Here is a 24,817-nt window from a genome sequence, read left to right on the forward strand (position 1 = left end):
TACAAATAAGGCTTGAAGAAAAAGGAGGGCTTTCAAACTCTAGCCGTTTCCGGCGTTATTCCGGACCCAAACCGGCTCTGGAGAAACCGGAACGCCCTCGGAGGAAGGCAGCGGCTCCTCTTCATTATAAGGGATCAGCAGGGGATACAATAAATATTGGGCATTGGGATTGGGCAAGACCTTAAAAGGATTATTCCTGCCAAATTGCCACTGTTGAATGTCTTCCAGGAACAGCCTGCCCCTGGGTGAGGGCTCCGAATAAAGCATCAGGATCAGACGGACTCCCACATAACCCTCATGGGCCCTGATTAAGTCAAGAATATTATCTGTTGAAAAGGATACCTTCAATCCTTCAGATTCTATTTCGTCAATCGAAGATGAAAAAATAAAGATTTCCCGCAGTTCGGTGAGATTGACTTGGTTTTCTAAAAAATCCAGCACCGCAATTATTTGATTATAGTCCCCGGTCATGATCATTTCCACCGGCAGAGCCCAGTATTCCGGATGCTTTTGAATGCCCAGCGGGTTAAAGGTGTACACCATTACTTTTTCCTCTTTGACTTTGCGGTCCAGATTCACAATGAAGAGGCCGTCCTGCATAGTGGCCGTAAATTTATTCTTCACATCCCCGAATTGTGCTTTGGCTTCGTTCAGGGATTGGGTTTCCCGCTCCAGTTGCTGACTTCTTTCTGCAAATACGCCAACCTTTTGCCGCGCCTCTGCCAGATCCCCGCGAACCAAGCTATAGGCTTTAATCTGGGGGAATAAAATGAACCAGAAAATAAGAGCGACCAGAAAAAAGGGCAAAAAAATCATCAGTATTTTTTTATCCCTGGGGGTAAGCTGCAATTTCATCATGGCTGACCCTCCTTCAGGAAAGCCATTGCATGATAAGTATATCTCCCCTCTTCATTCATAGTTATTTTTTCTAAGCGAACTTCGGAAAAATAACTCATTTGATTCAGGCTGAAGATAAACTTTCCAATTTCCTCCATAGAATAACTCCCCCCCAAAATTAACATTTGATTGGGAGAGGATTCCGGCACCTCTGCTTCTTCCTTCTGGTTTTCTTTCTCCGTGGGTTGATCAACAGCGTCTTCTTTTTCCGGAGCATCCTTTTCTTCTTTGCTCTGCCCATCCCCGTCAGAACCTTCTTGCTGCAGAGATCCATCGGTCAGATACAAAGTACTGATCCAAACCCCTTCAGGGACATGGTCGTTTAAATCCAGGAGGAACTTGGGCCAGGTCTTTCTTTGTTCCAGCAGGCCGTTTAAAACGCTCATCTTCTCCTGGATTTGAATTTTTTCCTGCTGCCTGGCACGAATACGGCTTTCTATTTGTTCCAGTTGCTCCTGCCGGGGCTGCAGGGCCTGTAATTCTTCCTGAACCGAACGAAGCTGCCACATAAAATAACCGTAAAAGAAACCCAAGCCCCCAACTACCAGGGCCGATATTATGTAAACCTTCAATTTCTTCAACGTTACCGGCTGTTTGGGCTGAAGTTCCACCGGCAGGAGGTTGATGCGGTAGTTCACGACCATACCTCCCTCAGGGCCAGACCAAAGGCCATGGAAAACTGAGGAGAAAGGGACTGCATTTCGCCGCTGTTCCCCTGCCATTGCGGATAACCGGCCTTTACGGGGATGCCCAGTTCAAGGGCTAAGATATCCGCCAGTCCCTTCAGTTGACTTCCCCCGCCGGTGATCACCAACTGCTCAATCTGCCACTGCCGCTCCCGGAGCCGGTAAAAATCCAGTGAGCGCCTGATTTCCGTCACCAGTTCTAAATAGTCCCCTGCTCCGGAGGGAAAGGACTGCTCGCTGGCGGCCCCGGCCTGCTGATAAACCTCCGGCAGGCCGCTCCCTTCCCCGGGATCCGGCAGGCCTGCTGTAAATTCCTCCCCCGGAGCGGAATCGGAACGCCCCACCCCCACGCCCAAGGTCCTGACATAAGACAGCACATTTTGTTTAATTACAATGAACTGGCAGGTGCGGCTGCCGATATCCACCACCGCCTGAATATTCTTCCTTTCCGGGAACCCATATTCCCGGTGAAATACCCGCCACAGGCCCAGGGCCGGCAGGTCCACGGCGGTCAGGGTGAGTCCCGCCCGGTCGAAAATTTCGTGAAAACGGTAAACCAAGCTTCTGGAAACCGCCGCCAGAAGCACGTTCAACTGCAGATAATCCCCCGTGTCACCGGGACTTTTCTCCAGCACCACCGGTCGGACTTCCAGTTCGGCGGTGGGGATGGGAATCAGTTTTTCCGCCTCCCAAACCATCGCCCGCTGCAATTCATCCTCCGGCATTTGGGGCGTAACGATCTGCCGGATAATCACATGGTGGCCGCCGATAAAGGAAATGACCCTGCCGCCGTCTATCCCGGCCCTGACTGCGGCCTCCCCGAGAGAGGCCGCAAGCTCCGTTACATTGCCCCGTTCCAGGGCCTCCAACCCGGGTCCGGGCTGGCTGACCTGCCGGCTGACCTGCAGGGCCTGCCCCTTCTTGGTCAATTGAATGATTTTGATACTGTGGTGGCCCAGATCCACCGCGTTAATGCTCCGGCTTTTCCAAAGCTGCATATTTTTTCTCCATTGCGCTTATTCGTTTTCATCGGGCTTAACTTCAGACAGTCTGACTCTGCTTACACGAGAAATGACAACATAATACTTTTTATTCAGCTCTTTCTGCTGAATACCAATGGTTAATCCGGCTCCACTGTTAATGGAGCCGCCGGCGCCGATGGGCAGGGAAAGGCCGCTTCTCTGTAAAAATTGCACATTGGGGGGTAAGCGTACTGTCTTTAAGATTGTGTTTTTTTTGGTGTCCTTAAGCTGATAAAAGTCGCCCTGATCAGCGGCGTAAAGATTGATCAAGTAATAGGCCGAGCTTTCCAGCAGGGCTTTTTGCTGCAGCAGTTTGATGTCCGCCACCATCTGCCGGGCGGCCCTTTCATGACGGTAGGCGCCGATCTCTCTTTGCAGGGAGGGGAGGGTTACTGCCAAAAGAATTCCGATGATGCCCAGTACAATGATCATTTCCACCAGGGTAAAACCGCCCCGGGAGCTGATTTTCATAGCCCCTCACCTTTCTGAAGAAAAAATTCGTGAACGGTCCTTTAACTCCTCCAAACCCTTTTGCTAAAAATGTTAAAACACCGGGTATTTCTCTCTCCAGCGAACCAGCACCGCCCGATAATCTAAGTCAAAGGAATCATTGGGATTTTTCGTTTCCTGGACAAAGGCCTCAACAACTTGCTGTTCCTCGACCTTCATTTTCTTTGGGTCTTCCCGGAAAACCGTACCGGCCGTAATTTCCCCCAAGGTGTTGCTGTTCCGGCGTTCGATAAAATTTTTGGCGTAAATCACCGTCCAAACTTCCTTCTCTCCGGTGCTGCCGGGCAGCACTTCCACCGTTCCCGAACTGATAATGAGGAAAACATTATGCTTTACTTCCGGCGATTCGCCCGGTCCCGGGTCCTTCTTTTTATATTCCTGCCAGGGGTCGGGGGGTTTCAGATCTCCCTCAATGGTAACGTTGCCGTCCACTGCAATCAGCCAGCGACCCCGGTAGATACCGGAAAGGGTGAGGTCCCCCTGGTGGTAATAGGTTCCGGCCAGGTCTTCATTTCCGAGGTCCACCCCGGCAGTAAAAGATCGCTCCTCTATGTATGTTTGCGGCGTCAGGGACTTTTGCACCGTGGCTGAGAGGATTTTGGCGCTGAGCAGACGTCCCTCTTGATCTTTATATTTACCGGTGGATTCAAAATCCCATTTTTCCGCACCGGAGGTTTCCGGGAGATACTTTATCTCAACCTCCTGTTTCGGGTCGTCATTGTTTAAATAAAAGACTTTTCCCTCGGTTTTGCTCCAACCCCATTCCAAATCCTGCAGTTCCTGCAGGGTCAGCTCCACTCCCGCATCCGCCAGGTACAAGGCTTTGGTCATATTCACTTCATCGGCGCTGCTTTGTCTTTCCTGGTGGGCCACTTGAATAAAAATCCCCGCTAGGATCATCAACAGGGTAGTGATCATAATTACTGCCGGCAGAGCTGCCCCTTGATTTCCTGAATATCCCTTTTTCATGCTACCGCTCCCTGAACATTTTCGGTGTGACCTTGGTCAAAACCGTAAACCGGTAGGGATCCCGGTCGTACTGCCGGGGTACTGTGGTAATTTCTTTCTTGTCTGTATCGTCCTTTTCCCCGGTGATAGTGATAACGACGGTTCCATCCGCCTGCCGGCTGAACTTTAAATCCAGGACATGGTTGGCAATGGGATTAACTCCGGCAAAGCCCAGTTCGTTACGAACCGCATATTCAATTTCCCGGTCCGTCCGATCTAGAGAGTATTTGACTTCCTTCATAATCTCCCGATCATCCTTGGTATCCTTTGTTCCCCGGGTATCCAACTGCACCCGTTTAACCGCAATCCAGCTGGAATCGGTGAATTGGCCCGCCGGCTGGATTTCCACTGCCTGGCGGATGTCCCGGGAAATGCGGTTGGCAGCCAGACGCAGGTCGTTATGCACGTCGGCCCGGAAGAACTCCTTCCCGGCCAGCAGGCCGGTTTGATATAAAAAGAAATAAGCTGTCCCTAATAAAACAGACAGCAAACCGGTCACCACCAAAAGCTCCAGCAGTGTTAAACCCTTTTCTTCTTTTAATAATCTGATAAGGCGCTTCATCGTCTCACCTTAGCCTTTGCGCTTAAGTGTGTATAGGGTTACCTTGCCGCGGGCCTGGGAACTGCCGGGGTCCTGGTAGTAAACATGAACCGTGAGGCCATAGAAATCGGCGTCCCGTTTCCCTTGGATCACCGGCTCCGGGTCCACCTCAACTTGGTAGAAATAGTTTTTATAGGCTTGGTATCCGGACTTTCCATCCAGGGGAGAAGCGGCAACCGAGGGACCGGGGTCGCTCCCGGCCAGCCGCTCTTCCAGCACCGCCTGGGCCAAATTCACCGCGGTAATCTGCTGTTTGGAGGTCCCGGCGGCCAGCCGGCCGGTAATCAGCACATTGGCCACCGCCAGAACCACCATCGCCAGCAGGGTGGTGGCCACCAAAACCTCCACCAGGGTAAAGCCGCCATTGGTTAAAACTTTTCGCCTGTGGAGCATCTTCCACCACCTGCCGCTTGGTTAACATAATATTCCTGTATTAATGGGCCGCCGCTCCGCTCCGGGGCGCATCCTGGGCCGCCACCCAGTTGATCCACTCATTATTCCACTGAATCTTACCGACGGTAGCACCGTCCCCGTTGTCGATGGTCCGGTCAATCCACTCCGCCTTAGTCGTCCAGTTTTCCACACCGTTCAAAGAGACTTCCACCACAAAATTGTCGTGGCCGTCAATGCGCCGGTAATCCCACTGGTAATCCTGTTCGCTGGCCAGGTTGCCGGAATTAAAGGGATTGACGGGCCAACGTTCCAGGTAGGGACCGTTCCAGCCCTCCTTGGCGTTGCTTCCGGCGCCGGTTTCACCGGAGCCGGGTTCCACCAGAAAGTCCTGCATATTGGGCTGGTTCATCGCATAAACCTCGGGGAACCGACCGGTATCGGCATAATGGTTTAAGGCGGAGGCCTCAATGGCTTTGCAGTCTTGAATTACTTTGGTCAGCTTGGATTTTTCCACCGACTGGAAGGCATTGGGCGCAATCACCGCCGCCAGAATGCCGATAATAGCAATGACCACCAAGAGCTCCACCAGGGTAAAGCCTTTGTTGCTTTTAACCTGCTTATGATTGTTCAAGGAGCAAACCTCCCTATTCAAAGAATCCGTTGGGAAAAATATTGGTTATTCCGTTGAAATGACGAGATAAACCGTAGTTGCAGTATCGCCGTTATACCTCACAACGCCCGTGGTACCGCTAGCGGTTCCGCCGTCCAGGTCCGCTTCCAAACGGCTTCTAGCGTCAGTGGTCAAATCATCAAGTTCAAGATATTTGTAGTGGTTTGATATGGATGTATCAGATACAGGCACTCCATTTCTAAAATTATAGTCTCCACCCCACGGATTTCTGGACGGCCATCTTTCCAGATACGGACCGTTCCAGCCGTCAACATCGGATGTTCTAATAAATCCGTCCGAATCGGCTCCATCTACAGGCCAGACGCCGGTATCCGTATAATAATTTAGCGCCGCGCTTTTTATTGCTTTAAAATCCGCCTCGGCCGCCGCCACTTTGCCTTTTTCCACCGCTTTAAAGGCATTGGGCGCAATCACCGCCGCCAGGATGCCGATGATGGCAATGACCACCAGCAGTTCCACCAGGGTAAATCCTTTTTGATTTTTAATTCTTCTTTTTAACATCCCGCTTTCCCCCTATTTTATTTTTTATGTTAACTAACTGAATTGCCACACAGTTGTCCACCAGGGTAAAGCCCTGTTCCCATTTTTTCTCTTCATAGCCAACCTCCGACAGCTTAATCCCTTAACCCAATCCCTGGGACATGCTGCTGATCATGGGCAGCATCACGGCCAGGATAATAAACCCGACAATGCAGCCCAGGAAAACAATCAACAAAGGTTCAATGACACTGGACAGCCGGCCCACGACGATACTTACTTCCTTGTCATAATATATTCCAATCCGTTCTAAAAGATCATCCAGAGCCCCGGTTTCCTCCCCCACAGCGATCATACGAGTCACCATGGGCGGGAAAATCCGGCATTCCTCCAGGGGCTTGGATAGTTCCCGGCCGTCCTGAACACTTTCCTGGGCCTTGCTGAAGGCTTTTTCCACAATGATGTTTCCTGAAGATTTTTTAACCACTTCCAGGGCTTGAATGATGGGAACCCCACCCTCCAACAGGGTGCCCAGGGTCCGGCAGAAACGGGCAATAATCACCTTCCGGTAGACCGGCCCGAAGAGGGGTATTTTCAGAAGGGCGGAGTCCATTCTTTCCCGGCCCCAGGGGGTGGAGCGGAAGTATTTATACCCCAGCAGGAGGCATAGAAACAAACCCGGGAGCAGGTACCAGTAATGGGTTAAGAGTCCGCTCACCACCATTACCGCCCGGGTGGGAAGTGGTAAAGGCACGCCCATGTCTGCAATGACGGCAATAATTCTGGGCAAAACAAAGGTCATCAGAAAAACCAGAGCGACCAGGGCAAAAATCAGTACCACGGCGGGATAGGTCATGGCAGATTTTATCTTTTCGTTTAGGTCGTGCTCCCGTTCCAACTGTTCCGCCACCCGCTCAAGAACTTCGTCCAGCACTCCGCCCAGTTCCCCCGCCCTCACCATAAACACAAACACTTCCGGGAAGATATGGGGAAACCCGGCAAAGGAATCTGCCAGCGTATTTCCTTCTTCGATGCCGGTCATCACCTGCTCCAAGGCTCCTTTCAAAACCCCGGACTCTGTTTGGCTGCTGACAATGTTCAAGCAGTGAATTAAGGGAATGCCCGCGTTTAACAGGGTGGAAAGCTGCCGTGCAAAGGTGGCCAGTTCCTTCAATTTTACCTTTTTCCCGCCAACGGTTATTTTCAGCCGGCCGGTAAAGGCGGGTGAATTTTTGGGTTTTTTCTCCAGCCTCGCTTCGGATAGATCGGTTACAAAGACACCCTGTGCACGAATACCGCTGACGGCATCACTGGCGGAAGCAGCCTCCAGCATCCCGCTAACCGCTTTCCCCTCCGGGCTTCTTCCCTTAAATTCAAAAAAAGGCATAGATCACCTCGGCAATACATAATAAAAAATCCCAAGCAGATGCTTGGAATTTCAAAATTTCGGCAGCCCGGCCGCCACATGAAAATGAGGCCCGTGGCTTTGCGTCCCTAACTTTCGCTAGGTTTGCCTTTTCGTATTTAATTTTTCCAATTATTGCTTATAGACAAATTTTAATCATATTCTGGAGCTTCGTCAAGAAAATTGCGCCAAATTTATAAATTATGTTTGTTTATTATTTCTATGTCTCCGGCCTTTTCCCCCGCCGCTTCCAGGGAGACAATCCCCCTTTGCACCAGGCTTCTTAAAGACATATCCAGGGTCTGCATACCATACTTGCCCCCGATCTGGATTTGTGACAAAATCTGGTGTGTTTTCCCCTCTCGAATCAAATTCCGGATGGCCGGAGTGACCACCATAATTTCCAAGGCTACCACCCGGCCGGTATCATCCCTGCGGGGCAGCAACTGCTGGCAGACCACTCCCTGGAGGGTATTGGCCAGTTGGATCCGGATCTGCTGCTGCTGATGGGGCGGAAACACATCAATGATCCGGTCAATGGTCTGAGCGGCGCCGGTTGTATGCAGGGTAGCCAATACCAAATGTCCGGTTTCGGCGGCGGTAATGGCGGTGCCGATGGTTTCCAGATCCCGCATTTCTCCCACCAGAATCACGTCCGGGTCTTCCCGCATGGCCGCCCGCAAAGCCTTGGCAAAGGAAAGGGCGTCCAGCCCGATTTCCCTCTGGTTGACAATGCTTTGTTTGTGAAAGTGAAGGTATTCAATGGGATCTTCCAGGGTGATGATATGGGATTTGGTTTCCGAATTGATGAGATCCACCATGGCGGCCAGGGTGGTGGACTTGCCGCTTCCGCTAGGCCCGGTGACCAAAACCAGGCCCCTGGGCCTTCTGGCCAGACTGCCAATAACCTCCGGCAGATCCAGCTCACCCAGACTGGGAATCTGGGTGCGGATAATGCGCATGGCCATGGCCAGTGAGCCCCGCTGTTTAAAAACATTGACCCGAAAGCGCCCTACCCCGGCAATGGAGTAGGAAAAATCCACCTCTCCCCATTCGAGATATTTCTGGAACTGGGCCTCATCCATCATGGATTTGCCCAGTTCCAGGGTGTCCGCGGGCAGCAGCTTTTTTTGCAGAAAATCCGTATCCCTGCCCTTTAAAGCAACCCCTGGATCAAGGGACTGCAGCAAACCGTTAATCCGGAAAATGGCCGGCCGGCCCACGGTAATATGGATATCGGAAGCCCCAATTTCCGAACCGACCCGTAGTATGGACTCCATAAGGTTCATGGTTTTTCCTCCCCGGTAAAGGTTACCCGCATCACTTCCGCCAGGGAGGTGACTCCCTCCATGGCTTTGCGTATGCCGTCCTCCCGCATGGTGATCATTCCTTCCTCTTGGGCCTGGCTTTTAATTTCCTGATCCGAGGCCCGCTGCTTTGTCAACAGCCGGATTTTTTGTGATATGGGCAAAACCTCCTGCAGACTGGTTCTCCCCTTGTAGCCGATATTGCTGCAGCCTACGCAGCCTTTAGGCCGGTAAAGGGAAACCGGCTGTTCGGGAGCCAGGCCCAGAAACTCTCGTTCCGGGCTGTCTGCCGGGGGAGAGTACATTTCCTTGCATTGAGGGCAGAGAATCCGCACCAGCCGCTGACAGACCACGCCAATGACCGAGGAAGCCACCAAAAAGGGCTCTACCCCCATATCAATTAAACGGGTAACCGCTCCGGTCGCATCATTGGTATGCAGGGTGCTCAAGACCAAGTGGCCGGTGGTGGCCGCCTTTACGGCAATGGACGCTGTTTCCGCATCCCGGATCTCGCCAATCATAATAATATCGGGGTCCTGACGGAGGATGGACCGTAAACCGGTGGCAAAGGTAAAACCCGCCTTGGCATTGACCTGGGTTTGATTTACCCCGGGCATCACATACTCCACCGGATCCTCAATGGTAATGATGTTGTTCTCTTTTTTATTTAGCTCGTTAATAACCGCGTATAACGAAGTAGTTTTCCCGCTGCCGGTGGGTCCCGTAATTAAGATCATGCCGTAGGAATGCTGAATCATGCCCTGGAAAACCCGGAGATTGTGGCAATTAAAACCCAATTGTTCAATTTTAAAGACGCTGGCGCTTTTGGCCAGCAGACGCATGACCACTTTCTCGCCGAAAACCGTGGGCAGGGTGGAGATTCTCAAATCAATCTCCTTGTTGCCATACCTTACCTGAAAACGGCCGTCCTGGGGCAGTCTCTTTTCGGCAATATCCAGTTGGGCCAGAATTTTAATGCGGGTCACCAGGGAGGAAAGGGCGGAGCGGGGCAGCACATTGTTCTCGTGCAGCAGTCCGTCAATGCGGAAGCGGACCCGGACCTGCTCTTTCAAGGGCTCGATATGAATATCGCTGGCCCTTTCGTTCACTGCCTGGCGGATGAGCATATTCACCAGACGCACCACCGGGGAGTCATCCAGGCTGCTATCCTCGCCAAAATTCAAGGTTGGGCTGGTTAAGGAATTAGACTCTTCCTTTTCCGGAGAGCCAAAAGCATCTTGTATAAAGGACAGGCCAAATACTTTGTGAATGGCCGCGTCAATTTCCGTCTGAGAGGCAATGACCGGATCCACTTCATAGCCGGTGGCCAGTCGGATATCGTCCAGGGCCACTACATTTAAAGGGTCAAACATGGCCACAATCATCCGGTTGCCGTCCCGGCTTACCGGAATCACTCCATGCCGCCGGATTAACGACTCGGGCAGGCTTTTAATCAAAACCGGATCCACCCGCTGTTCCAAAGAAATTTTGGGAATTCCCAACTGCATTTCCAGGGCATTGATGATCTCGGATTCTTTGGCAAAACCCAGGTTGATCAGTGCCTGACCCAGCCTTTCCCCGGTCTGCTTCTGAATATGTAACGCTTCCGTCAACTGTTCGCCGGTAATGATTTTACTGTCCACCAACAAATCGCCCAGGCGTTTTTTAGCCAACCGCAGCTCTCCCATCATTCACCCCATCCTTAAAAATAACTCAAGTATTTCTCCAGCATGGCCGGACCAAAAAATACGGTAATGGCGGTGCCGGCGGCTAAAAAGGGGCCAAAGGGCACCGCTGATTTTAAGCTTTTCTTGCCCCCCAGCACCCAGGCCAGGCCCGCCAGGGAACCGAGCACAAAAGACAGCAGCAGGGCTACCAGCAGCAACTGCCAACCCAGGTAAATGCCCATGCCGGCAGCCAGCTTGATATCCCCGCCACCCATGCCGCCCCGGGAGAGGACCGCCAAAGCCAGTAAAAGCCCGCCGCCCAGCAGGCCTCCCAGCAGGCTGGAAAAAAAGGCGTCTTTGAAGAAAAATATCTGGAAAAGCAAACCCGAGAGGATTAAAAAATAGCTGATTGAGTCTGGAATGATTTGATGGTCAAGATCGATAAGGGAGGCTGTTAACAAAGAGGAAAGCAAAAGAGCATAAAACAGGGTTTTCAACTGCCAGCCAAAGGTGATGAACAGTAATAGGTAAAGCAGCCCGGTGGTCAATTCCACCAGGGGATATCTGGGGGAAATCTTTGCTCCACAGCCACTGCATTTTCCCTTAAGCCACAGATAGCTAAGCACGGGAACCAGTTCCCGGGGGCCCAACAGACGCCGGCAGACGGGGCAGTGGGAGGGAGGAAAGAGAATTGATTGTTCCCTGGGTAATCGGCAAATGCAAACATTCATAAAACTTCCTGCCGCAAGACCGGTCATCAACACCAGCACCAAAAGAAACAGCATGGTTTCCGTACCTCTCTGGGGGATTTATTTTTTATAAATCCAGCACCTTTTTAACTTCCAGCTCATCCAGCCCCCGGATGACTTTACAAGCTCCGATTCCTGCGGGTAAAGCAAAAGTCAGTTGATCCCCGGTGGCCTTTTTATCGGCATACATGGATTGCAGCATTTCCAGTGCCCGGCGGTCCGCAGGAAGCTCCACCGGCAGTCCCGCACGCAGCAGCAGCCCTTGGATCCGCTCCGCCTCCCCAGGGGTTAGCAGGCCCAGATTCCGGGCCAACCGGGCCTCGATATTCATGCCGATGGCCACCGCTTCCCCATGCAGGTAGGTACCGTAGCCGCTCTGGTGTTCCACCGCGTGACCGATGGTGTGTCCGCAATTTAAAATGGCTCTCCGGCCCTGCTCAGTCTCATCCTGCTCTACTACCGCAGCCTTTATTTGGCAGCAGATTTCCACCACCCGGGCCAAAAGCTCCGGGTTCCGCTGCAAAAGCCCGGTTAGATGCTCTTCCAGCCAGGCAAAAAAAGCGGCGTCCCAGATGATTCCGCACTTAATGACCTCTGCCAGTCCCGCCCTCAGTTCCCGGTCATTTAAGGTCTGCAGGGTGTGCACATCAATGATGACCCCTTTAGGCTGGTAAAAAGAGCCGATCATATTCTTTCCCCGGGGGTGATTGACCGCCACCTTGCCGCCCACACTGCTGTCTACCTGGGCCAGCAGGGTAGTCGGAATCTGAATAAAAGGAACTCCCCTCATATAGGTGGAGGCTACGAAGCCGGCCAGGTCCCCCACAACGCCGCCGCCCAGAGCCACCACCGGGCAGGTGCGGTCCAGCATCTGGCCCAGGGCCGCATCGTACAGCCTTTCCGCCTGCTGTAGGGTCTTGGTGGTTTCTCCGGCGGGAACCCGTTCGGTGGTAACCCGATAGCCGGCCTCCAGCAGCACGGTTTCCACCTGCTGCCCGTATAAAGGCCAAACATTGGTATCGGTTACCAGCAAAACTTTTTGCCCCAGGGTCAGGGGAGCCAATAATTCAGGTAGTTTTTTCAGGAGGTTGCTTCCGATATGGATCGGGTAACTCCGGTTCCCCAGGACCACGCCCAGTGTTCTCATAAAATGTATTGCCTCCTCTTCAGGTATTCAATAATTATGTCAACTGCCTGATCCGGTGCCAACCGGTCCACATTCACGGTAAACTCAGCCACGCTGTAGGCGTCTTTTCTTTCTTCCAGCATCCGTTCCACGGTTTCCTGAAGATTTCTTCTGGCCAGCAGGGGCCGGGTCCTTTTGTTGCGCACTCTTTTGCAAATGGTCTCCGGAGAAGCCTCCAACCCGATTAAGATACCGTTTTTCTTTAGTTGCTCCACATTCTCCGGTTTTATCACCAAGCCGCCCCCGGTGGCGATCACCAGACCCTTTCGATCGGCCAGCTTGCTTACCAGCAAGGCTTCCTCTCCCCGGAACCGTTTGACACCGTACTTGGCAAAAATTTGCGCCACCGTTAGGTCGGTGACCTGCTCAATTTCATAATCAGTATCTACAAATTGATATCTCAGTCGACGGGCTAAACGGTTGCCAATGGTGCTTTTGCCGGATCCCATAAAACCGATGAGAACAATATTTTTCATTTTTTACACCTGCCTAATCCAACTCCGCCACTGATCTACCCGTTCCCGAAGTTCTCTCAGACTGTCTCCGCCAAATTTTTCCAATATAGCCACGGCAATTTCCCAGGCCACCACCGCTTCTCCCACTACACAGGCGGCGGGAACGGCACAGGCGTCGGATCTCTCCACCGAGGCGGTAAAAGGTTCTTTGCTTCCGGTATCCACGCTGCGCAGGGGTTTGTACAGGGTGGGAATAGGTTTCATGGCCGCCCGTACCACCAGCGGCTCACCGTTGCTGATGCCTCCCTCAATGCCCCCGGCCCGGTTGGTGGCCCGGTAATAACTTTTCTCCGGAGAATAAAAGATTTCATCATGAACCTGGGACCCCGGGACAGCCGCCGCCCCGAAACCCAGGCCGATTTCCACGCCCTTAATGGCCTGTATGCTCATCAAAGCACCGGCCAGACGGCTGTCCAGCTTGCGGTCCCACTGGACGTGGCTGCCCAAACCGGCGGGCACATGATCAACCCGGATTTCAAAAACCCCGCCCAGGGAATCGCCGTTCCCCCTAGCCCGGTCAATTTCCCGGATCATAGCGGCTTCGGCCTGCCCGTCAGGGCAGAGAAGCTGGGATGCCCCGGCTAATTCCCTTAATTGATCGGCCGTTTGTTCCTCTTCTAGAACGGCTTCCACCGATCCGATCCGGCGTACCCATCCGGTCATTTGAATCCCCAGTTCTGCCAGCAAGGCTCTGGCTATTGTTCCTACCGCCACCCGCACGGCAGTCTCCCGGGCGCTGGACCGCTCCAGAATGTTGCGGATATCTTGCTGGTTATATTTAATGGCCCCGGCCAGGTCTGCATGTCCCGGCCGGGGTCGGGTAACCACTCTTTCCTCCAGCCGGGCTTCCGGCCCGGGAGCCATAATTTCCGACCAATTGGCCCAATCCTTATTAACCACCTGCAGGGTAATGGGACTGCCGGTGGTCAGCCCTCCCCGCACCCCTGAGAGAAAATCCGCTTGATCCTGCTCTATTTTCATCCGTCCGCCCCGGCCATAGCCTCCCTGACGCCGGGCCAACTGCCTGTTAACGTACTCCCGGCTCAGGGGCAAGCCGGCAACCATACCTTCTACAATGGCTGTCAAAACCGGGCCGTGGGATTCTCCTGCTGTCAAAAAACGCAACATGCTTTTCACTCCTCTGCTTTAGAAACCTGCCGGAGCAAGGCTTCCCTCATTACGGCTACCGGCGCGGTCTTTCCGGTCCATAGTTCAAAGGCCAGCACTCCCTGATACAGCAGCATGCCTAGGCCATTTAAGGGGACGGCGCCTCTGACCGCAGCCTCTTTCAAAAAGAGGGTCTGCCCCGGGTTATAGATTAAGTCGCAAACCACCTGTCCGGTACGGATGGCCTGGAAAGGAAAATCCGGGCATTGCTCGGCTTTTGGCGCCATTCCCATGGGCGTGGTCTGCACCACCAAACCAACCTCGTTTACTTTTTCTTGGGGCAGCTCACGGCCCCAGGGCAAAGCCGCCGCCCGGACACCGGTTGCCTGTTGAAGATCCCTGGCTAAGGCCTCCGCCTTGGCCGGGGAGCGATTGGCAATATAAAGGGGCCCTGCGCCGGACAGAGCCAACTGAACCGCCACCGCCCTGGCGGCACCGCCTGCTCCCAGGATCAACACCCCTTGACCTCGGGGGGAAAAACCGGTCTCGTCAGTTAGGGACTTTACAAACCCGGCCCCATCGGTATTATGACCCACCAGCCTGCCTTGGTCATTAACAATGGTATTGACCGCACCGATGATGCCGGCCGTAGGATGAATCTCATCCAGCAGAGGCAGGACCGCCTGTTTATGAGGCACTGTCACATTGATCCCGGTCAGACCCAGGCTGGTAATGGACTGCATTGCTTGTTTCAACCGGTCCGGTGAAATACAAAAGGGAACATAGACCCAGTTTAAGCCCAGTTCCTCAAAGGCGGCATTATGCATGGCCGGTGAAAAGGAATGCTCCACCGGAAAGCCGAAGAGACCACAAATTTTTGTTTTTCCGTTCAGGGCCGGAAACCCCATGGCCATCCCTCCTGGATTAAAGAAAAGTTTAGGCGGAATAAACCCTTCTGGCTACTGGGAGCCCAGCTTTTTTCTCATGCGCCGCAGCACCAATTTTTCCAACTGCCGGTTAATGCGGGTGCCGATAAACTCTTTTCCGGCTAAAGGACGAACCAAAATAGTGTATAGCCCCAGCCGATTGCCGGCCAGGACATCCGTAAAAACCTGATCCCCCACCAGCGCGGTTTCGCCCACTTCCGTACCCAGCAGGCTCAGGGCCTTTCTCAATCCTTTTCTGCGGGGTTTAGCGGCCTTATGAACACCCGGCACCTCCAGGGAACAGGAGAGGGCTTCCACCCGGGTTTGGTTATTATTGGATACAAAACAAATCTTAAAACCCTGACGGCACAAATCTCTAAACCACCGGTCAATTTCCGGGTCCATATTTTTCCGGTCCCAGGGGATCAGGGTGTTATCAATATCAAAGAGGATGGCTTTGATGCCCCTTTGTTTCAATTTCTCCGGGTCAATGTCAAAAAGAGAAGTGACATAGGCCTTGGGATAAAGTTTAGAAAGCATTTGATTACCCGCTTTACAATAAAATGATCCAACCATTGAATTAACTGTGCCTATTTTACCTTTATTTCGCAGTATTCGTCAACTTTGCCACCATGGATCGGCCTCCAAACTTTATCCCGGGTCGACCCGGATATCAATCCCAGCCTCCGGACAAACACCAAAGAAATCTTCCCACATAACATATATTGTTGACTCAATTACGAGGGGGGATTACTTGATGTTGCCCGGCCTGTGGACTGTCTCAGTCCTGTCGGTTGTCAACGGCGTGCTGGCGGTGGTTTCCTACATCTCCAACAATACCTTTCCCCATCCCCTCAGCGAAGAGGATGAGGCCCATTATCTCAAACTCCTGGCTGGCGGGGATGAATCGGCAAGAAATGTATTGACGGAAAGGAACCTGCGTCTGGTGGCCCACATTGTAAAAAAATTTGACTCCACCGGTGAGGACGTGGATGATTTAATTTCCATTGGAACCATCGGCTTGATTAAGGCTATAAATACCTTTAAAGCGGATAAAGGCACCCGTCTGGCTACCTATGCGGCCCGTTGTATCGAAAATGAAATTTTAATGCATTTACGGTTTATTAAAAAGGTCAAAGCAGAAGTCTCCCTGTACGACCCCATTGGTGTAGATAAGGAAGGAAATGAAATTAGTTTAATCGACATTTTAGGGACGGATCCGGAAGTCGTGGCGGATCTGGTAGAGAACAACTTTGAAAAGCGGCGTTTGTTGGAAAAGGTGCATCATTTAAACCGGCGGGAGAAGAAGGTGCTGGAAATGCGCTTTGGTTTGGGCGCTACGGCGCGGAAAACCCAGCGCGAGATTGCCCGGACTTTAGGCATCTCCCGTTCTTATGTATCCCGCATTGAAAAAAGGGCTTTAAACAAATTAACTAAAGAATTTACCGCAGAAGGCTGCCAGTAATGGCAGCCTTCTATTTGTCGGAAGTAAAGTTTACATAATGTATAATAAATTTTGGATATAAAATGAATGAGAACGATTATTGACCTTTAGAGTTATTTAAAGTTTCAAAATAAGCTTCCATCACTTTATAGAGAAATTTTTTATGTTGATCTCCTAAGGATATTAATTTCTCGATTTTATTTCCCATTTCTAAATTCATTTCCGCATCATCCCCTAAAAATAAAATATGGGGACTGATATTAAAAACCTGGGCGATTTTTTCGATGACATCCAAGCCTGGATTTCTTTCTCCCCTCTCCAGATAACCCCAATATGACCCGGAAAGACCGACTAATTTCGCCGCATCTTTGCGCGACAAATTTCTACTCAAACGAATCATTCTAAGGTTATTTCCCAATATTTTTGCTAATGTCACTATGATAACCTCCGACAACTGGTTGTTAATTTTTCGTTGAAATTTGCAACTATGTGTTGTATAATCTGCTTAAAGTATTTTTATAATCCAAAAGGCAAACCATCCGAAAGGTTGGGACGCAAAGCCATGGATCTAAGGCAGGTTTTATATGCTAAGATTGCCAGGTTGCGGAGGAAGTAGGATAGCCCTCCGGCTTATCATAGAGGAGGGTCTTTTTTGTTACCAACGGTTAAGAAATTACTTTTAACCATGCCAAGAAACCTAATTCTTCATTCCAAGAGAGTTGGGTTGTTAGCCTATATACTTTCAAAACAAATAGGACTTTCTAAAGAAGAGTCCATAAACATTGCTCTTGGCGGACTTTTACATGACATTGGAAAATGCTTCATTCAACCCAGTATTCTTTACAAAAAGGGCAGACTGACCGAAAAAGAATTTATTGAGGTCAAGAAGCACTGTGACTACGGAGTGAATGTCATTAATCAGTATTACCAAATTCATTTTCTTTTTCCCATTGTTAAATACCATCACGAAAGATGGGACGGTTTTGGCTACTCGGGGCTGAAGGAAAAAGAAATTCCTTTAGAAGCCAGGATTATTAGCCTAGTAGACGCCTTTGATGCCATGACCTCTCTCCGTCCCTATCAGAAGACAAAAAGCCTTCGTGAAGCATTGGATGAATTAAATCGCTGCTCAGGAAGTCAGTTTGATCCTTATCTGGTTAAAGAATTTAATCTGGTTTTTGAAAAACAAGGTGATGCCATCGACGATTATCGGCAGTTTATCAGACTCTAAGTTCCTCTTTCCAGGTGTTATTACTCACTTCTTTTATGCTGAAAGCCGTGCGGAAAATGCGTGGCTTATTTAATTTATGAATTCAGATAAAGGATATGCAGAACCTTTAATTAAATATTATATCCTGTGAGATATTATAAAGAAATATGAAAACCATTCACATTAAATAAGTATTAAAATACAATGAATAATTTCTATACAAATAGTTTTTATAAATCAATTGCTTCCTACCTCTCCCTCATAAAAACTTTTATTTACAAAAAAACAAACCATGCCTTTCCGATGAGCATGGTTTGCGAATAAAGACGTTTTTTATCATTAACAGCTACAGTTCCAGCCACCCGGCTTCACCAAGGGGAAGGCCCTCTTTTTTAGCGCGGGTTGAAGTTAAACTGGCCTGATTAATCAACGTAGAAACTGCACAGATCTTATTTCTGTCGGAAGCGTCCGGTCCTAAGCGTCCACCGGCCATGCCAACGGTGCCGGTAACTTCAATATTTTGAGGCCAGGCCTGGGAAACCAGAGCGTCAATCATTTCTTGCGCCAGTTTCTTTGCTTCTTCCCAGGGTTTGGAGGTTACCACGGCAAATTCATCCCCGCCATAGCGGCAAAGATAGTCCCTGTTGTTTTCCATTAAATCCTTTAGTACTTGACCCGTTTGACGTAATATTTCATCTCCAATGACATGGCCAAAATCCTTATCAATTTTACCAAAATGATTTAAATCCAAAAAAATGACGACCATCTCTTGTCCGTTGTCCAAAAGTTCCAGGGCTTTATGATTTAGATAGCCCGACCGGTAGAGTCCCGTAAGAGCATCCACATGCTTACCCAGTTCGGAAATCAAATCTGTCTTGGTGACCAGTCCGGCCATGGCCCCTGCTTCCATGACCACCAGCCGTTCCACGCCATGGTCATCCATCAGCTTTTTAGCCTGCCACAAAGAAAAATGAGGTTCTATGGTAACAACCTTTGTACTCATGGAATCCGCCACCAGACGGTTTGGATGGCTTCGTCTGACATCCCGGGAGGTTATAATGCCAACTAACTGTTGATTATCAAGAACAGGCAGTCCGCCGATTCTGAACTGTTCCATTAAGCCGATCACCCGCCGCACGGAATCATCGGAGGTAACGGAAATGGGTTGTCCTGCCATGATATGTTTTACACTGATCACGACAAATCGACTCCTCTGGTAACTTGGATCACAATGTTGAGCTGGACCTTTAATAAGGCATTTTCTGAAGCCATGCGTTCCCCTTCTTCCAGTATAATGGGCAGCAGCTTCTCCTTGGGCATGAGTTTGGTGATGGAATTTTTTATGACCACCGCTTCAAATACCGAATGATCAATACGGATAATCTCATATTGCTCCGGGGAAAGGGCATCCACCATCCGCCGCACGGCTTCCGGACCAATGGGCGCTTTTTTCCCCACCAAAAGGACGTCCCGCATGGGAGGAATTTCAAATTCCGATAACTTTATGGTAAGCTCTGCCTTTCGCACGGGCTCTGATAAAACTGAGGAAAACTGGGAATCGTCAGACAAGTTTATAATCACCTTTCTTTAGATGAATTCTTCTTTACATTAATTGTCAAAATTTAAGACTTTTTGCATATTAATAATTCTTAAGGGTTAAAAAATTTCCTGCTAATATTTATATTTTTTTAATTTTGCCTGGTTCATTTTAATTTTCTATCCCTTGAGAAGCACAAAATCCCTCAATCCCATTTAAAGAATTAGGTTTTTTAAAATCATACCAATTATTTTTTGAATATAACTCCCAGATTATACCTTGATATCATTTTACTTTTGTCATCCTAAAAAAGGGAGTATCGCAAAACTGCTTTAATAGCGCGCCATGTAGACGATAACTCGATCTAACAGGAATATCCGTGTTCTATTCTTTTTTAGAAAACAAAGACTGTTGCAAAATGGACACTATGGTTCATTTTGCAACAGTCTTTGTTTTAAGCGTGACAGTTTTTTATTTGATTTTTAACAACTGGAGTAAATCAGCGTAAAATTTTTTGAGTTTGGTATATTCTATGGTCTCATCATCCCGTTCCTTTTCCATCCTTTCCCGGTTCTCAATTTCAGCACTAATTTTTTCAATGGTTTCCAGCAGTTCAGCAATATTTACCGGCTTATATAAAAAGGCATAAGCTCCGTTATTTAAAGCGGCCACCGCTGTCTCCAGATCCGCGTAACCGGTCATAACAATAACACGGGCGTCATCATCCAGGGTTTTGATTTTTTTTAGCAGTTGAATGCCGTCCAGTTCAGGCATTTTAATATCGGTTATCACCACATCATAATCCCCCCCGGAATAGTGATCCACCGCCTGTCCCGGGGACATAAACAATTCCAGGCGATGTCCTGAGGGCTCCATGGCACTGGCAAGTCCCTCCAGACAGCCTCTGTCGTCATCCACTAACATTAACCTCATTCCGAGTCCCCCATCATTCTGTTCATACACACAAAAAATTTTAAATGTCGTTATTTTATAAAATTCCTTCTTCTTTTTATTTTCGGTCACAAATCCATTTAATTGACTCTAAAACGATATCGCCAAACAATCCCCCCACCAATTTGCTCATTCACAAGACCTGCAACTTTAAAGATTCATACAAAAACCATGCCATTATTTGGCATGGTTCAGCAAATTTCGCCTGTCCCTTTATCTTTAAATGATTTGATCATGGCATTGGATTGGTAAATATCGTTACTATGCCTCTATCAGTTCAAACAGATGGGCCAATCGGTTCAAATCGTACCAACCGGTTCATACTCCTCATTGCTCTCCCTTAAGCTGAATAAGGGAAATTCCACCCGGAAAGCAGCTCCTCCTTTGGGGCTGGATGCAAGATAAATATGCCCGTTTAAAGAATTCACGATGGAGTGGACAATGGATAAACCAAGGCCCATTCCTTCCCCCACCGGTTTGGTGGTATAAAAAGGCTCAAATATTTTTGGGCTGATTTCCTGACTGATCCCGGGACCGGTATCACGGATCTCCAAAATAACCCGGTGCTGCTCCTGCCAGGTGGCACAAGAAATTTCTTTCTTTTGCAGTTTTACGGCATCCAAAGCCTGTATGGCATTGATCAGTAAATTAAGGATGATTTCCTCCACCCTTGTCTCCTGACCACAAATAGGGGGTAAATCCATTTGTAAGTTTTTAATCACTTTGATTTTATGGGTTGAAAGTTCATCCTTGACCATGGCCAGTGCCCCTTCCACCGCACGGTTTACATTACAGGGCAGCAGACCGGACATATTTTTGCTGCGAACAAGGGAACGCATATTCCGTATAATATTTTCAATACGCAGGGTTTGCTGGGAGATCTTTTCAAGATTATCCATCATTTTATCCATACTGGGCATTCTTCCCCTTTTATACCAGTACAGCATGCCGTCTACCATCACTTTTAAGGAGTTTAAGGGTTGATTGATTTCATGGGCAATGCCTGCGGACATGGTGCCCAAAGAAGCCATCCTTTCCGCCCGCATCAATTGTTGCCTGGCTTCAAGCATCTCCGCCTCCGCCTTTTTGCGGGCCGTGATATTGCGGATAATACTTAAAATCACCTGCTTGCCGCCGATAACCGCTCCCAGGGAGCTGACCTCCACCGGAAAGGTGCTTCCATCTTTGCGCCGGTGGCTGGTCTCAAAGAGCGCCCCCCGGGCCACCGCCTGTTTCAACTGGTCCTTATAAACCGCTAACGTTTCCGGATCCCGAAGATCGGCCAGGTGTAAAGAGAGCAATTCCTCCCGCCGGTACCCGTAAGCCCTTTCGGCGGCACCGTTGGCCTCAATCAGCCGGCCATGGGAATCAGCCATTAAAATGATGTCATTCACCCTTTCGGAAAGAAGCTGATAGCGCTGCAGGATCTCTTCCGCTTTTTTCCGTTCGGTAACATCTTGTTTGATGGCAATGAAATTGACAATCTCGCCTCTTTCATCCCGTACCGGAGTAATGGTCATTTCCTCTGTGTAATGATTACTGCTTTTATGACGGTTAACAATTTCCCCGTGCCACACTTTGCCGGCCAATATCTTTTTCCAGAGCTCCTGGTAAAAGAAACGGTCTTGTTTTCCGGACTTCAGCAGGCTGGTTTTCTGTCCCAGTGCCTCCCCGGCGGAATAACCGGTTAATCGTAAAAAGGAAGGATTAAACCATTGGATAATCCCCTCCCGGTCGCTGATAACAACGGCATTATCCGCTGCTTCTAAAGCGGTTGTCAGTAACAGAAGATGCTGGCGGGCAGAGGCGGCGTGAAGAGCAATGGCCACCTGTCCGGAAAAATTGTCCAGTTGAGTGATCAGACCCGGATTGAAAAAGAACTTTTTTCGTGAACACAGAACCAGCACTCCCAGCACCTGTCCCCGGATGGCCAGAGGGAAGGCCGCAATGGAGCGGACCCGGTGCACTCCGGCCTGTTGCCGGCAAAACCCGGAGAGCACATTGCCCCTTTGCATTACCTGCATCTGCCCGGTACGAATGGCCAGGGTGCAGGGTCCGTGTTCACCGGAAACATCATCCCAGCGCAGGCTGATCTCATTGATGCAGGGGAGAATCTCCCCGGCTCTGGCGATCACCCGAACCGTCCCTTGGGGTTCCTTCAGGCCGATCCACCCCCCGTCAATAGCAAAAAGGTCAATCAACTGCTGAGAGATAAACTGTACAATTTCGTTAACCGGCTTTTCCTCTAGAACCATTAGAGCCGCTTGATGCAAAACCGCATCCCGTCTTTCCATTCGTTTACGGGGTGAAATATCACGAATAATAAAAATAAACCGGCTGTTGTCTCCTATCTTCATGGCGCTGACGGATATTTCAATGGGAAAAATTCCACCGTCCTTGCGCTTGCCAAAGGACTCTGTGACCGTCCCTTCTTTGGTCAGATAACTCCTCAGGGAAATATCCCGGGCCAAGTGTCCCTCCATTAGTAAAAGAATATTTTGACCGACCATTTGATGCTTCGGATAGCCAAACATTCTTTCCGCAGCAGGGTTAAAGGAATTGATGATGCCCAATCCGTCGATGGTAATAATGGCATCCGGAATATTTTCAATAATGGTCCGGGTATAGGCTTCGGTCTTGCGCTGGGCTTCCCGGGCCATTTCAGCCCGGGCCTCCGCTTGGCTAATTTGAATGGCGTGCCGGACCGCTCTGATCAGAATCTCCGGGGACAGCCGGTCCTTGGCTAGATAATCTGCCGCGCCGGATTTCATCATTTCAACCGCCGGCGGTTCATCCCGGCCCTCAGTTAACATAATAACCGGAATTTCCACCCTTTGTTCCTGCAGGCTTTTAAGGATCAAGTGCTTATTCTCTTTGAAAAGCAGGTAATCAATTAAAACACAGTCAACCTGCTGCTTCTTTAGTATCTGTACAGCCGCATCCCCGTCGGCAGCTTCCAAAATATTCACCGGGAAGCCTCCCGCCTCAAACATGCTTTTTACCGTTAAACGGCTCCTTGGCTGATTGTCCATGATTAAAATCCCGTTCATTCCTGATTCTCCCTGGAAAAAATACTATTTGTAACATTTTCCACATAATACCTCCAATTACCTTTTTACAACTTTTATTTCAGCCCGAGTGACGTTAAAATTATAGAACTATCTTGTTATAAGGAGGAATTTGCCGATTTCTAGTCGTATTTTAAGGTATTTGGAGGCCTCAACACAAAAAGCACTCTATTGAAAAAGGTATAAAAAATATGAACATCCGTCTAAAAATAAACGGGTTAACTAAAAGATACCTATTAGCCCTGGGATTCATCGCCCTTCTATCCATTACCGCTTATCTTAATCTGCACCAGCTCATAAAGACCCAGGCCGCAAGCGCAGCCGTTATTAATGTCAGCGGGCGTCAAAGAATGCTGTCGCAAAAAACGGCCTTACTTTGTTTTCAGTTGGTTGAGAGCACGGAACCCTCCGAACGGGAACAAATCCGCAACGAATTGACGGAAACCCTGGCCTTAATGAAATATTCCCATGAAAAACTGATGCAGGGGGATATGGGGCTGGAAATGACTGTCCCACTGCCGGAAGAAGTAAAAGCCATTTATTTTAACTCGCCCAACTCCCTGGACCTCCAGCTTCGCCAATACCTGGCATCCGCCCAATCCCTGGTCCAAGAACCGGATGTCCGGCTTACCCAAGATAACCCGCACCTCTTATCCGTTCTTACCGCTTCCCAGGGGGAACTGCTTCATATCCTGGATACCGTGGTTAAGGAATATCAGAAACAAAGCGAAAGGGATATAACCCGGCTGAAAAACCTGGAAAAAATCATTTTGATCCTTACTCTGCTGGTACTGATAGGAGAGGCCCTTTTTATTTTTCGGCCCATGGTTCGCAGGATCAGAAGGGAAACCAAATACCTTACGGATTCAAACAAAATATTACGGCAGTTATCCACCTCCGACGCCCTGACAGGGATCCCTAATCGGCGTTATTTTGATGAATTTATTTACATGGAATGGCAGCGGGCTTCCCGGGATGCCTCCTGGTTGTCTTTAATTATGGTGGACATTGATTTCTTTAAAAATTTTAACGATGCCTACGGTCATCAGGTGGGTGATGATTGCCTGAAAAGGGTAGCCGTCACCTTGGACAGCATCATGAACCGTCCCGGAGATTTGGTCGCCCGTTACGGGGGGGAAGAGTTTGCCGTGGTTCTGCCCAGAACCGATTTAGAGGGGGCCCGGGTAGTGGCGGAAAAGTTGCGGGCCGGTATTGAAGCTCTGGAGATTCCCCATCAAGGCTCCCAGATAAGCTCTTATGTAACCATTAGCTTGGGCGTGGCAGCCACAGTACCCACTGGGGAAGCCTCCCCGGACAGCCTGATCCAGGCTGCCGACAGGGCCCTATACGAGGCCAAGCACCAAGGCCGCAACCGGGTTCATTCTTTAGACAGTATCATCACGGCTGTTCTTCCCCTGCACCATTTCTTACCAAAATAAAAGGGCTGTGGAAAAAATGAT

At 49.8% G+C, this 24,817-nt stretch carries 26 protein-coding genes and 2 riboswitches; of the genes, 3 read left to right on the forward strand and 23 right to left on the reverse strand.

All coding sequences use genetic code 11. From position 1 onward, the window contains the following. Positions 1-39 precede the first annotated feature (39 nt). The 18 genes from DESRU_RS15675 to DESRU_RS15760 all read right to left on the reverse strand — a co-directional run bounded on the left by DESRU_RS15675 (position 40) and on the right by DESRU_RS15760 (position 15,687). On the reverse strand, positions 40-858 hold the full coding sequence (locus DESRU_RS15675; RefSeq protein WP_013843063.1) for a hypothetical protein: 819 nt from the start codon (positions 856-858) through the stop codon (positions 40-42). Then, on the reverse strand, positions 855-1,535 hold the full coding sequence (locus tag DESRU_RS15680) for a PilN domain-containing protein (RefSeq protein ID WP_013843064.1): 681 nt from the start codon (positions 1,533-1,535) through the stop codon (positions 855-857). Before DESRU_RS15680 ends, DESRU_RS15675 begins: the two co-directional genes overlap by 4 nt. Then, positions 1,532-2,581, reverse strand: coding sequence for a type IV pilus assembly protein PilM (pilM, locus tag DESRU_RS15685; protein ID WP_013843065.1), 1,050 nt, complete (start codon positions 2,579-2,581; stop codon positions 1,532-1,534). The genes DESRU_RS15680 and pilM overlap by 4 nt, the downstream gene beginning before the upstream one ends. 18 nt (positions 2,582-2,599) lie before the next feature. Next, positions 2,600-3,076, reverse strand: coding sequence for a pilus assembly FimT family protein (locus tag DESRU_RS15690; protein WP_013843066.1), 477 nt, complete (start codon positions 3,074-3,076; stop codon positions 2,600-2,602). Positions 3,077-3,148: 72 nt separating this feature from the next. After that, positions 3,149-4,084 carry a PilX N-terminal domain-containing pilus assembly protein gene (locus DESRU_RS15695; RefSeq protein WP_013843067.1) on the reverse strand — a complete coding sequence of 312 codons (936 nt, stop codon included), beginning with the start codon at positions 4,082-4,084 and terminating at the stop codon, positions 3,149-3,151. 1 nt (position 4,085) lies between these two features. Next, positions 4,086-4,685 carry a prepilin-type N-terminal cleavage/methylation domain-containing protein gene (locus DESRU_RS15700; RefSeq protein ID WP_013843068.1) on the reverse strand — a complete coding sequence of 200 codons (600 nt, stop codon included), beginning with the start codon at positions 4,683-4,685 and terminating at the stop codon, positions 4,086-4,088. A 9-nt stretch (positions 4,686-4,694) separates the two neighbouring features. Continuing rightward, a complete protein-coding gene (locus DESRU_RS15705; protein WP_013843069.1) occupies positions 4,695-5,117 on the reverse strand; it encodes a type IV pilus modification PilV family protein in 423 nt (140 codons plus the stop codon). Between the two features lie 40 nt (positions 5,118-5,157). Continuing rightward, positions 5,158-5,748, reverse strand: coding sequence for a type II secretion system protein (locus tag DESRU_RS19990; protein WP_013843070.1), 591 nt, complete (start codon positions 5,746-5,748; stop codon positions 5,158-5,160). Between the two features lie 45 nt (positions 5,749-5,793). Beyond that, entirely contained in the window at positions 5,794-6,309 is a 516-nt protein-coding gene (locus DESRU_RS15715) for a type II secretion system protein (protein WP_013843071.1), read from the reverse strand. Between the two features lie 121 nt (positions 6,310-6,430). Then, entirely contained in the window at positions 6,431-7,672 is a 1,242-nt protein-coding gene (locus DESRU_RS15720; protein ID WP_013843072.1) for a type II secretion system F family protein, read from the reverse strand. A 58-nt stretch (positions 7,673-7,730) separates the two neighbouring features. Continuing rightward, a riboswitch (cyclic di-GMP riboswitch) is annotated at positions 7,731-7,810 on the reverse strand. Positions 7,811-7,884: 74 nt separating this feature from the next. After that, entirely contained in the window at positions 7,885-8,979 is a 1,095-nt protein-coding gene (locus DESRU_RS15725; protein ID WP_013843073.1) for a type IV pilus twitching motility protein PilT, read from the reverse strand. Next, entirely contained in the window at positions 8,976-10,688 is a 1,713-nt protein-coding gene (locus DESRU_RS15730) for a GspE/PulE family protein (RefSeq protein WP_013843074.1), read from the reverse strand. Before DESRU_RS15730 ends, DESRU_RS15725 begins: the two co-directional genes overlap by 4 nt. Before the next feature lie 11 nt (positions 10,689-10,699). Next, positions 10,700-11,449, reverse strand: coding sequence for a prepilin peptidase (locus tag DESRU_RS15735; RefSeq protein ID WP_013843075.1), 750 nt, complete (start codon positions 11,447-11,449; stop codon positions 10,700-10,702). 31 nt (positions 11,450-11,480) lie between these two features. Continuing rightward, positions 11,481-12,560: a 3-dehydroquinate synthase gene (aroB, locus tag DESRU_RS15740; protein WP_013843076.1), complete on the reverse strand. Its 1,080-nt coding sequence runs from the start codon at positions 12,558-12,560 to the stop codon at positions 11,481-11,483. Continuing rightward, entirely contained in the window at positions 12,557-13,075 is a 519-nt protein-coding gene (locus DESRU_RS15745; RefSeq protein ID WP_013843077.1) for a shikimate kinase, read from the reverse strand. The genes aroB and DESRU_RS15745 overlap by 4 nt, the downstream gene beginning before the upstream one ends. A gap of 3 nt (positions 13,076-13,078) precedes the next feature. After that, positions 13,079-14,242, reverse strand: coding sequence for a chorismate synthase (gene aroC, locus DESRU_RS15750; RefSeq protein WP_013843078.1), 1,164 nt, complete (start codon positions 14,240-14,242; stop codon positions 13,079-13,081). Positions 14,243-14,247: 5 nt separating this feature from the next. Beyond that, a complete protein-coding gene (locus DESRU_RS15755; RefSeq protein ID WP_013843079.1) occupies positions 14,248-15,129 on the reverse strand; it encodes a shikimate dehydrogenase in 882 nt (293 codons plus the stop codon). Between the two features lie 51 nt (positions 15,130-15,180). Then, positions 15,181-15,687 (reverse strand): YqeG family HAD IIIA-type phosphatase, encoded by a 507-nt coding sequence (locus tag DESRU_RS15760; RefSeq protein ID WP_041275457.1) that lies wholly within the window; start codon positions 15,685-15,687, stop codon positions 15,181-15,183. A gap of 217 nt (positions 15,688-15,904) precedes the next feature. Here DESRU_RS15760 and sigK point away from each other — a divergent pair, with 217 nt between their 5' ends. Beyond that, the gene (sigK, locus tag DESRU_RS15765; protein ID WP_013843081.1) at positions 15,905-16,612 is read left to right on the forward strand and encodes an RNA polymerase sporulation sigma factor SigK; all 708 of its coding nucleotides are present in this window, start codon (positions 15,905-15,907) and stop codon (positions 16,610-16,612) included. A 76-nt stretch (positions 16,613-16,688) separates the two neighbouring features. Here sigK and DESRU_RS15770 read toward each other — a convergent pair whose 3' ends face one another. Further along, the gene (locus tag DESRU_RS15770; protein ID WP_013843082.1) at positions 16,689-17,027 is read right to left on the reverse strand and encodes a helix-turn-helix domain-containing protein; all 339 of its coding nucleotides are present in this window, start codon (positions 17,025-17,027) and stop codon (positions 16,689-16,691) included. An 83-nt stretch (positions 17,028-17,110) separates the two neighbouring features. Then, positions 17,111-17,200, forward strand: a riboswitch (cyclic di-GMP riboswitch). A gap of 43 nt (positions 17,201-17,243) precedes the next feature. Here DESRU_RS15770 and DESRU_RS15775 point away from each other — a divergent pair. Beyond that, positions 17,244-17,822 (forward strand): HD-GYP domain-containing protein, encoded by a 579-nt coding sequence (locus DESRU_RS15775; RefSeq protein ID WP_013843083.1) that lies wholly within the window; start codon positions 17,244-17,246, stop codon positions 17,820-17,822. Between the two features lie 325 nt (positions 17,823-18,147). Here DESRU_RS15775 and DESRU_RS15780 read toward each other — a convergent pair whose 3' ends face one another. The 4 genes from DESRU_RS15780 to DESRU_RS15795 all read right to left on the reverse strand — a co-directional run bounded on the left by DESRU_RS15780 (position 18,148) and on the right by DESRU_RS15795 (position 23,339). Continuing rightward, complete coding sequence (locus tag DESRU_RS15780) at positions 18,148-18,999, reverse strand: CBS domain-containing protein (protein ID WP_013843084.1); 852 nt, start codon at positions 18,997-18,999, stop codon at positions 18,148-18,150. Continuing rightward, the gene (locus tag DESRU_RS15785; protein WP_013843085.1) at positions 18,996-19,370 is read right to left on the reverse strand and encodes a hypothetical protein; all 375 of its coding nucleotides are present in this window, start codon (positions 19,368-19,370) and stop codon (positions 18,996-18,998) included. Before DESRU_RS15785 ends, DESRU_RS15780 begins: the two co-directional genes overlap by 4 nt. Positions 19,371-19,809: 439 nt before the next feature. Next, complete coding sequence (locus DESRU_RS15790) at positions 19,810-20,271, reverse strand: response regulator (RefSeq protein ID WP_013843086.1); 462 nt, start codon at positions 20,269-20,271, stop codon at positions 19,810-19,812. Between the two features lie 317 nt (positions 20,272-20,588). Next, entirely contained in the window at positions 20,589-23,339 is a 2,751-nt protein-coding gene (locus DESRU_RS15795; protein ID WP_013843087.1) for a PAS domain S-box protein, read from the reverse strand. Positions 23,340-23,548: 209 nt separating this feature from the next. Between DESRU_RS15795 and DESRU_RS15800 the strand changes: the two genes are divergently transcribed. Beyond that, complete coding sequence (locus tag DESRU_RS15800; RefSeq protein ID WP_013843088.1) at positions 23,549-24,796, forward strand: diguanylate cyclase domain-containing protein; 1,248 nt, start codon at positions 23,549-23,551, stop codon at positions 24,794-24,796. Positions 24,797-24,817: the final 21 nt, after the last annotated feature.

Source organism: Desulforamulus ruminis DSM 2154, assembly GCF_000215085.1.
GTDB classification, from domain to species: Bacteria; Bacillota; Desulfotomaculia; order Desulfotomaculales; family Desulfotomaculaceae; genus Desulfotomaculum; species Desulfotomaculum ruminis.

Coding starts and splice junctions, on each gene's coding strand:
- pilM (WP_013843065.1), bottom strand. CDS start 2,581: ATGCAGCTTTGGAAAAGCCGGAGCATTAACGCGGTGGATCTGGGCCAC.
- DESRU_RS15690 (WP_013843066.1), bottom strand. CDS start 3,076: ATGAAAATCAGCTCCCGGGGCGGTTTTACCCTGGTGGAAATGATCATT.
- DESRU_RS15705 (WP_013843069.1), bottom strand. CDS start 5,117: ATGCTCCACAGGCGAAAAGTTTTAACCAATGGCGGCTTTACCCTGGTG.
- aroC (WP_013843078.1), bottom strand. CDS start 14,242: ATGTTGCGTTTTTTGACAGCAGGAGAATCCCACGGCCCGGTTTTGACA.
- DESRU_RS15755 (WP_013843079.1), bottom strand. CDS start 15,129: ATGGGGTTTCCGGCCCTGAACGGAAAAACAAAAATTTGTGGTCTCTTC.
- DESRU_RS15800 (WP_013843088.1), top strand. CDS start 23,549: ATGAACATCCGTCTAAAAATAAACGGGTTAACTAAAAGATACCTATTA.
- DESRU_RS15695 (WP_013843067.1), bottom strand. CDS start 4,084: ATGAAAAAGGGATATTCAGGAAATCAAGGGGCAGCTCTGCCGGCAGTA.
- DESRU_RS15790 (WP_013843086.1), bottom strand. CDS start 20,271: ATGAGGTTAATGTTAGTGGATGACGACAGAGGCTGTCTGGAGGGACTT.
- aroB (WP_013843076.1), bottom strand. CDS start 12,560: ATGAGAACACTGGGCGTGGTCCTGGGGAACCGGAGTTACCCGATCCAT.
- DESRU_RS15795 (WP_013843087.1), bottom strand. CDS start 23,339: ATGAACGGGATTTTAATCATGGACAATCAGCCAAGGAGCCGTTTAACG.
- DESRU_RS15720 (WP_013843072.1), bottom strand. CDS start 7,672: ATGCCTTTTTTTGAATTTAAGGGAAGAAGCCCGGAGGGGAAAGCGGTT.
- DESRU_RS15725 (WP_013843073.1), bottom strand. CDS start 8,979: ATGAACCTTATGGAGTCCATACTACGGGTCGGTTCGGAAATTGGGGCT.
- DESRU_RS15715 (WP_013843071.1), bottom strand. CDS start 6,309: ATGTTAAAAAGAAGAATTAAAAATCAAAAAGGATTTACCCTGGTGGAA.
- DESRU_RS15730 (WP_013843074.1), bottom strand. CDS start 10,688: ATGATGGGAGAGCTGCGGTTGGCTAAAAAACGCCTGGGCGATTTGTTG.
- DESRU_RS15760 (WP_041275457.1), bottom strand. CDS start 15,687: ATGCTTTCTAAACTTTATCCCAAGGCCTATGTCACTTCTCTTTTTGAC.
- DESRU_RS15675 (WP_013843063.1), bottom strand. CDS start 858: ATGATGAAATTGCAGCTTACCCCCAGGGATAAAAAAATACTGATGATT.
- sigK (WP_013843081.1), top strand. CDS start 15,905: ATGTTGCCCGGCCTGTGGACTGTCTCAGTCCTGTCGGTTGTCAACGGC.
- DESRU_RS15735 (WP_013843075.1), bottom strand. CDS start 11,449: ATGCTGTTTCTTTTGGTGCTGGTGTTGATGACCGGTCTTGCGGCAGGA.
- DESRU_RS15700 (WP_013843068.1), bottom strand. CDS start 4,685: ATGAAGCGCCTTATCAGATTATTAAAAGAAGAAAAGGGTTTAACACTG.
- DESRU_RS15745 (WP_013843077.1), bottom strand. CDS start 13,075: ATGAAAAATATTGTTCTCATCGGTTTTATGGGATCCGGCAAAAGCACC.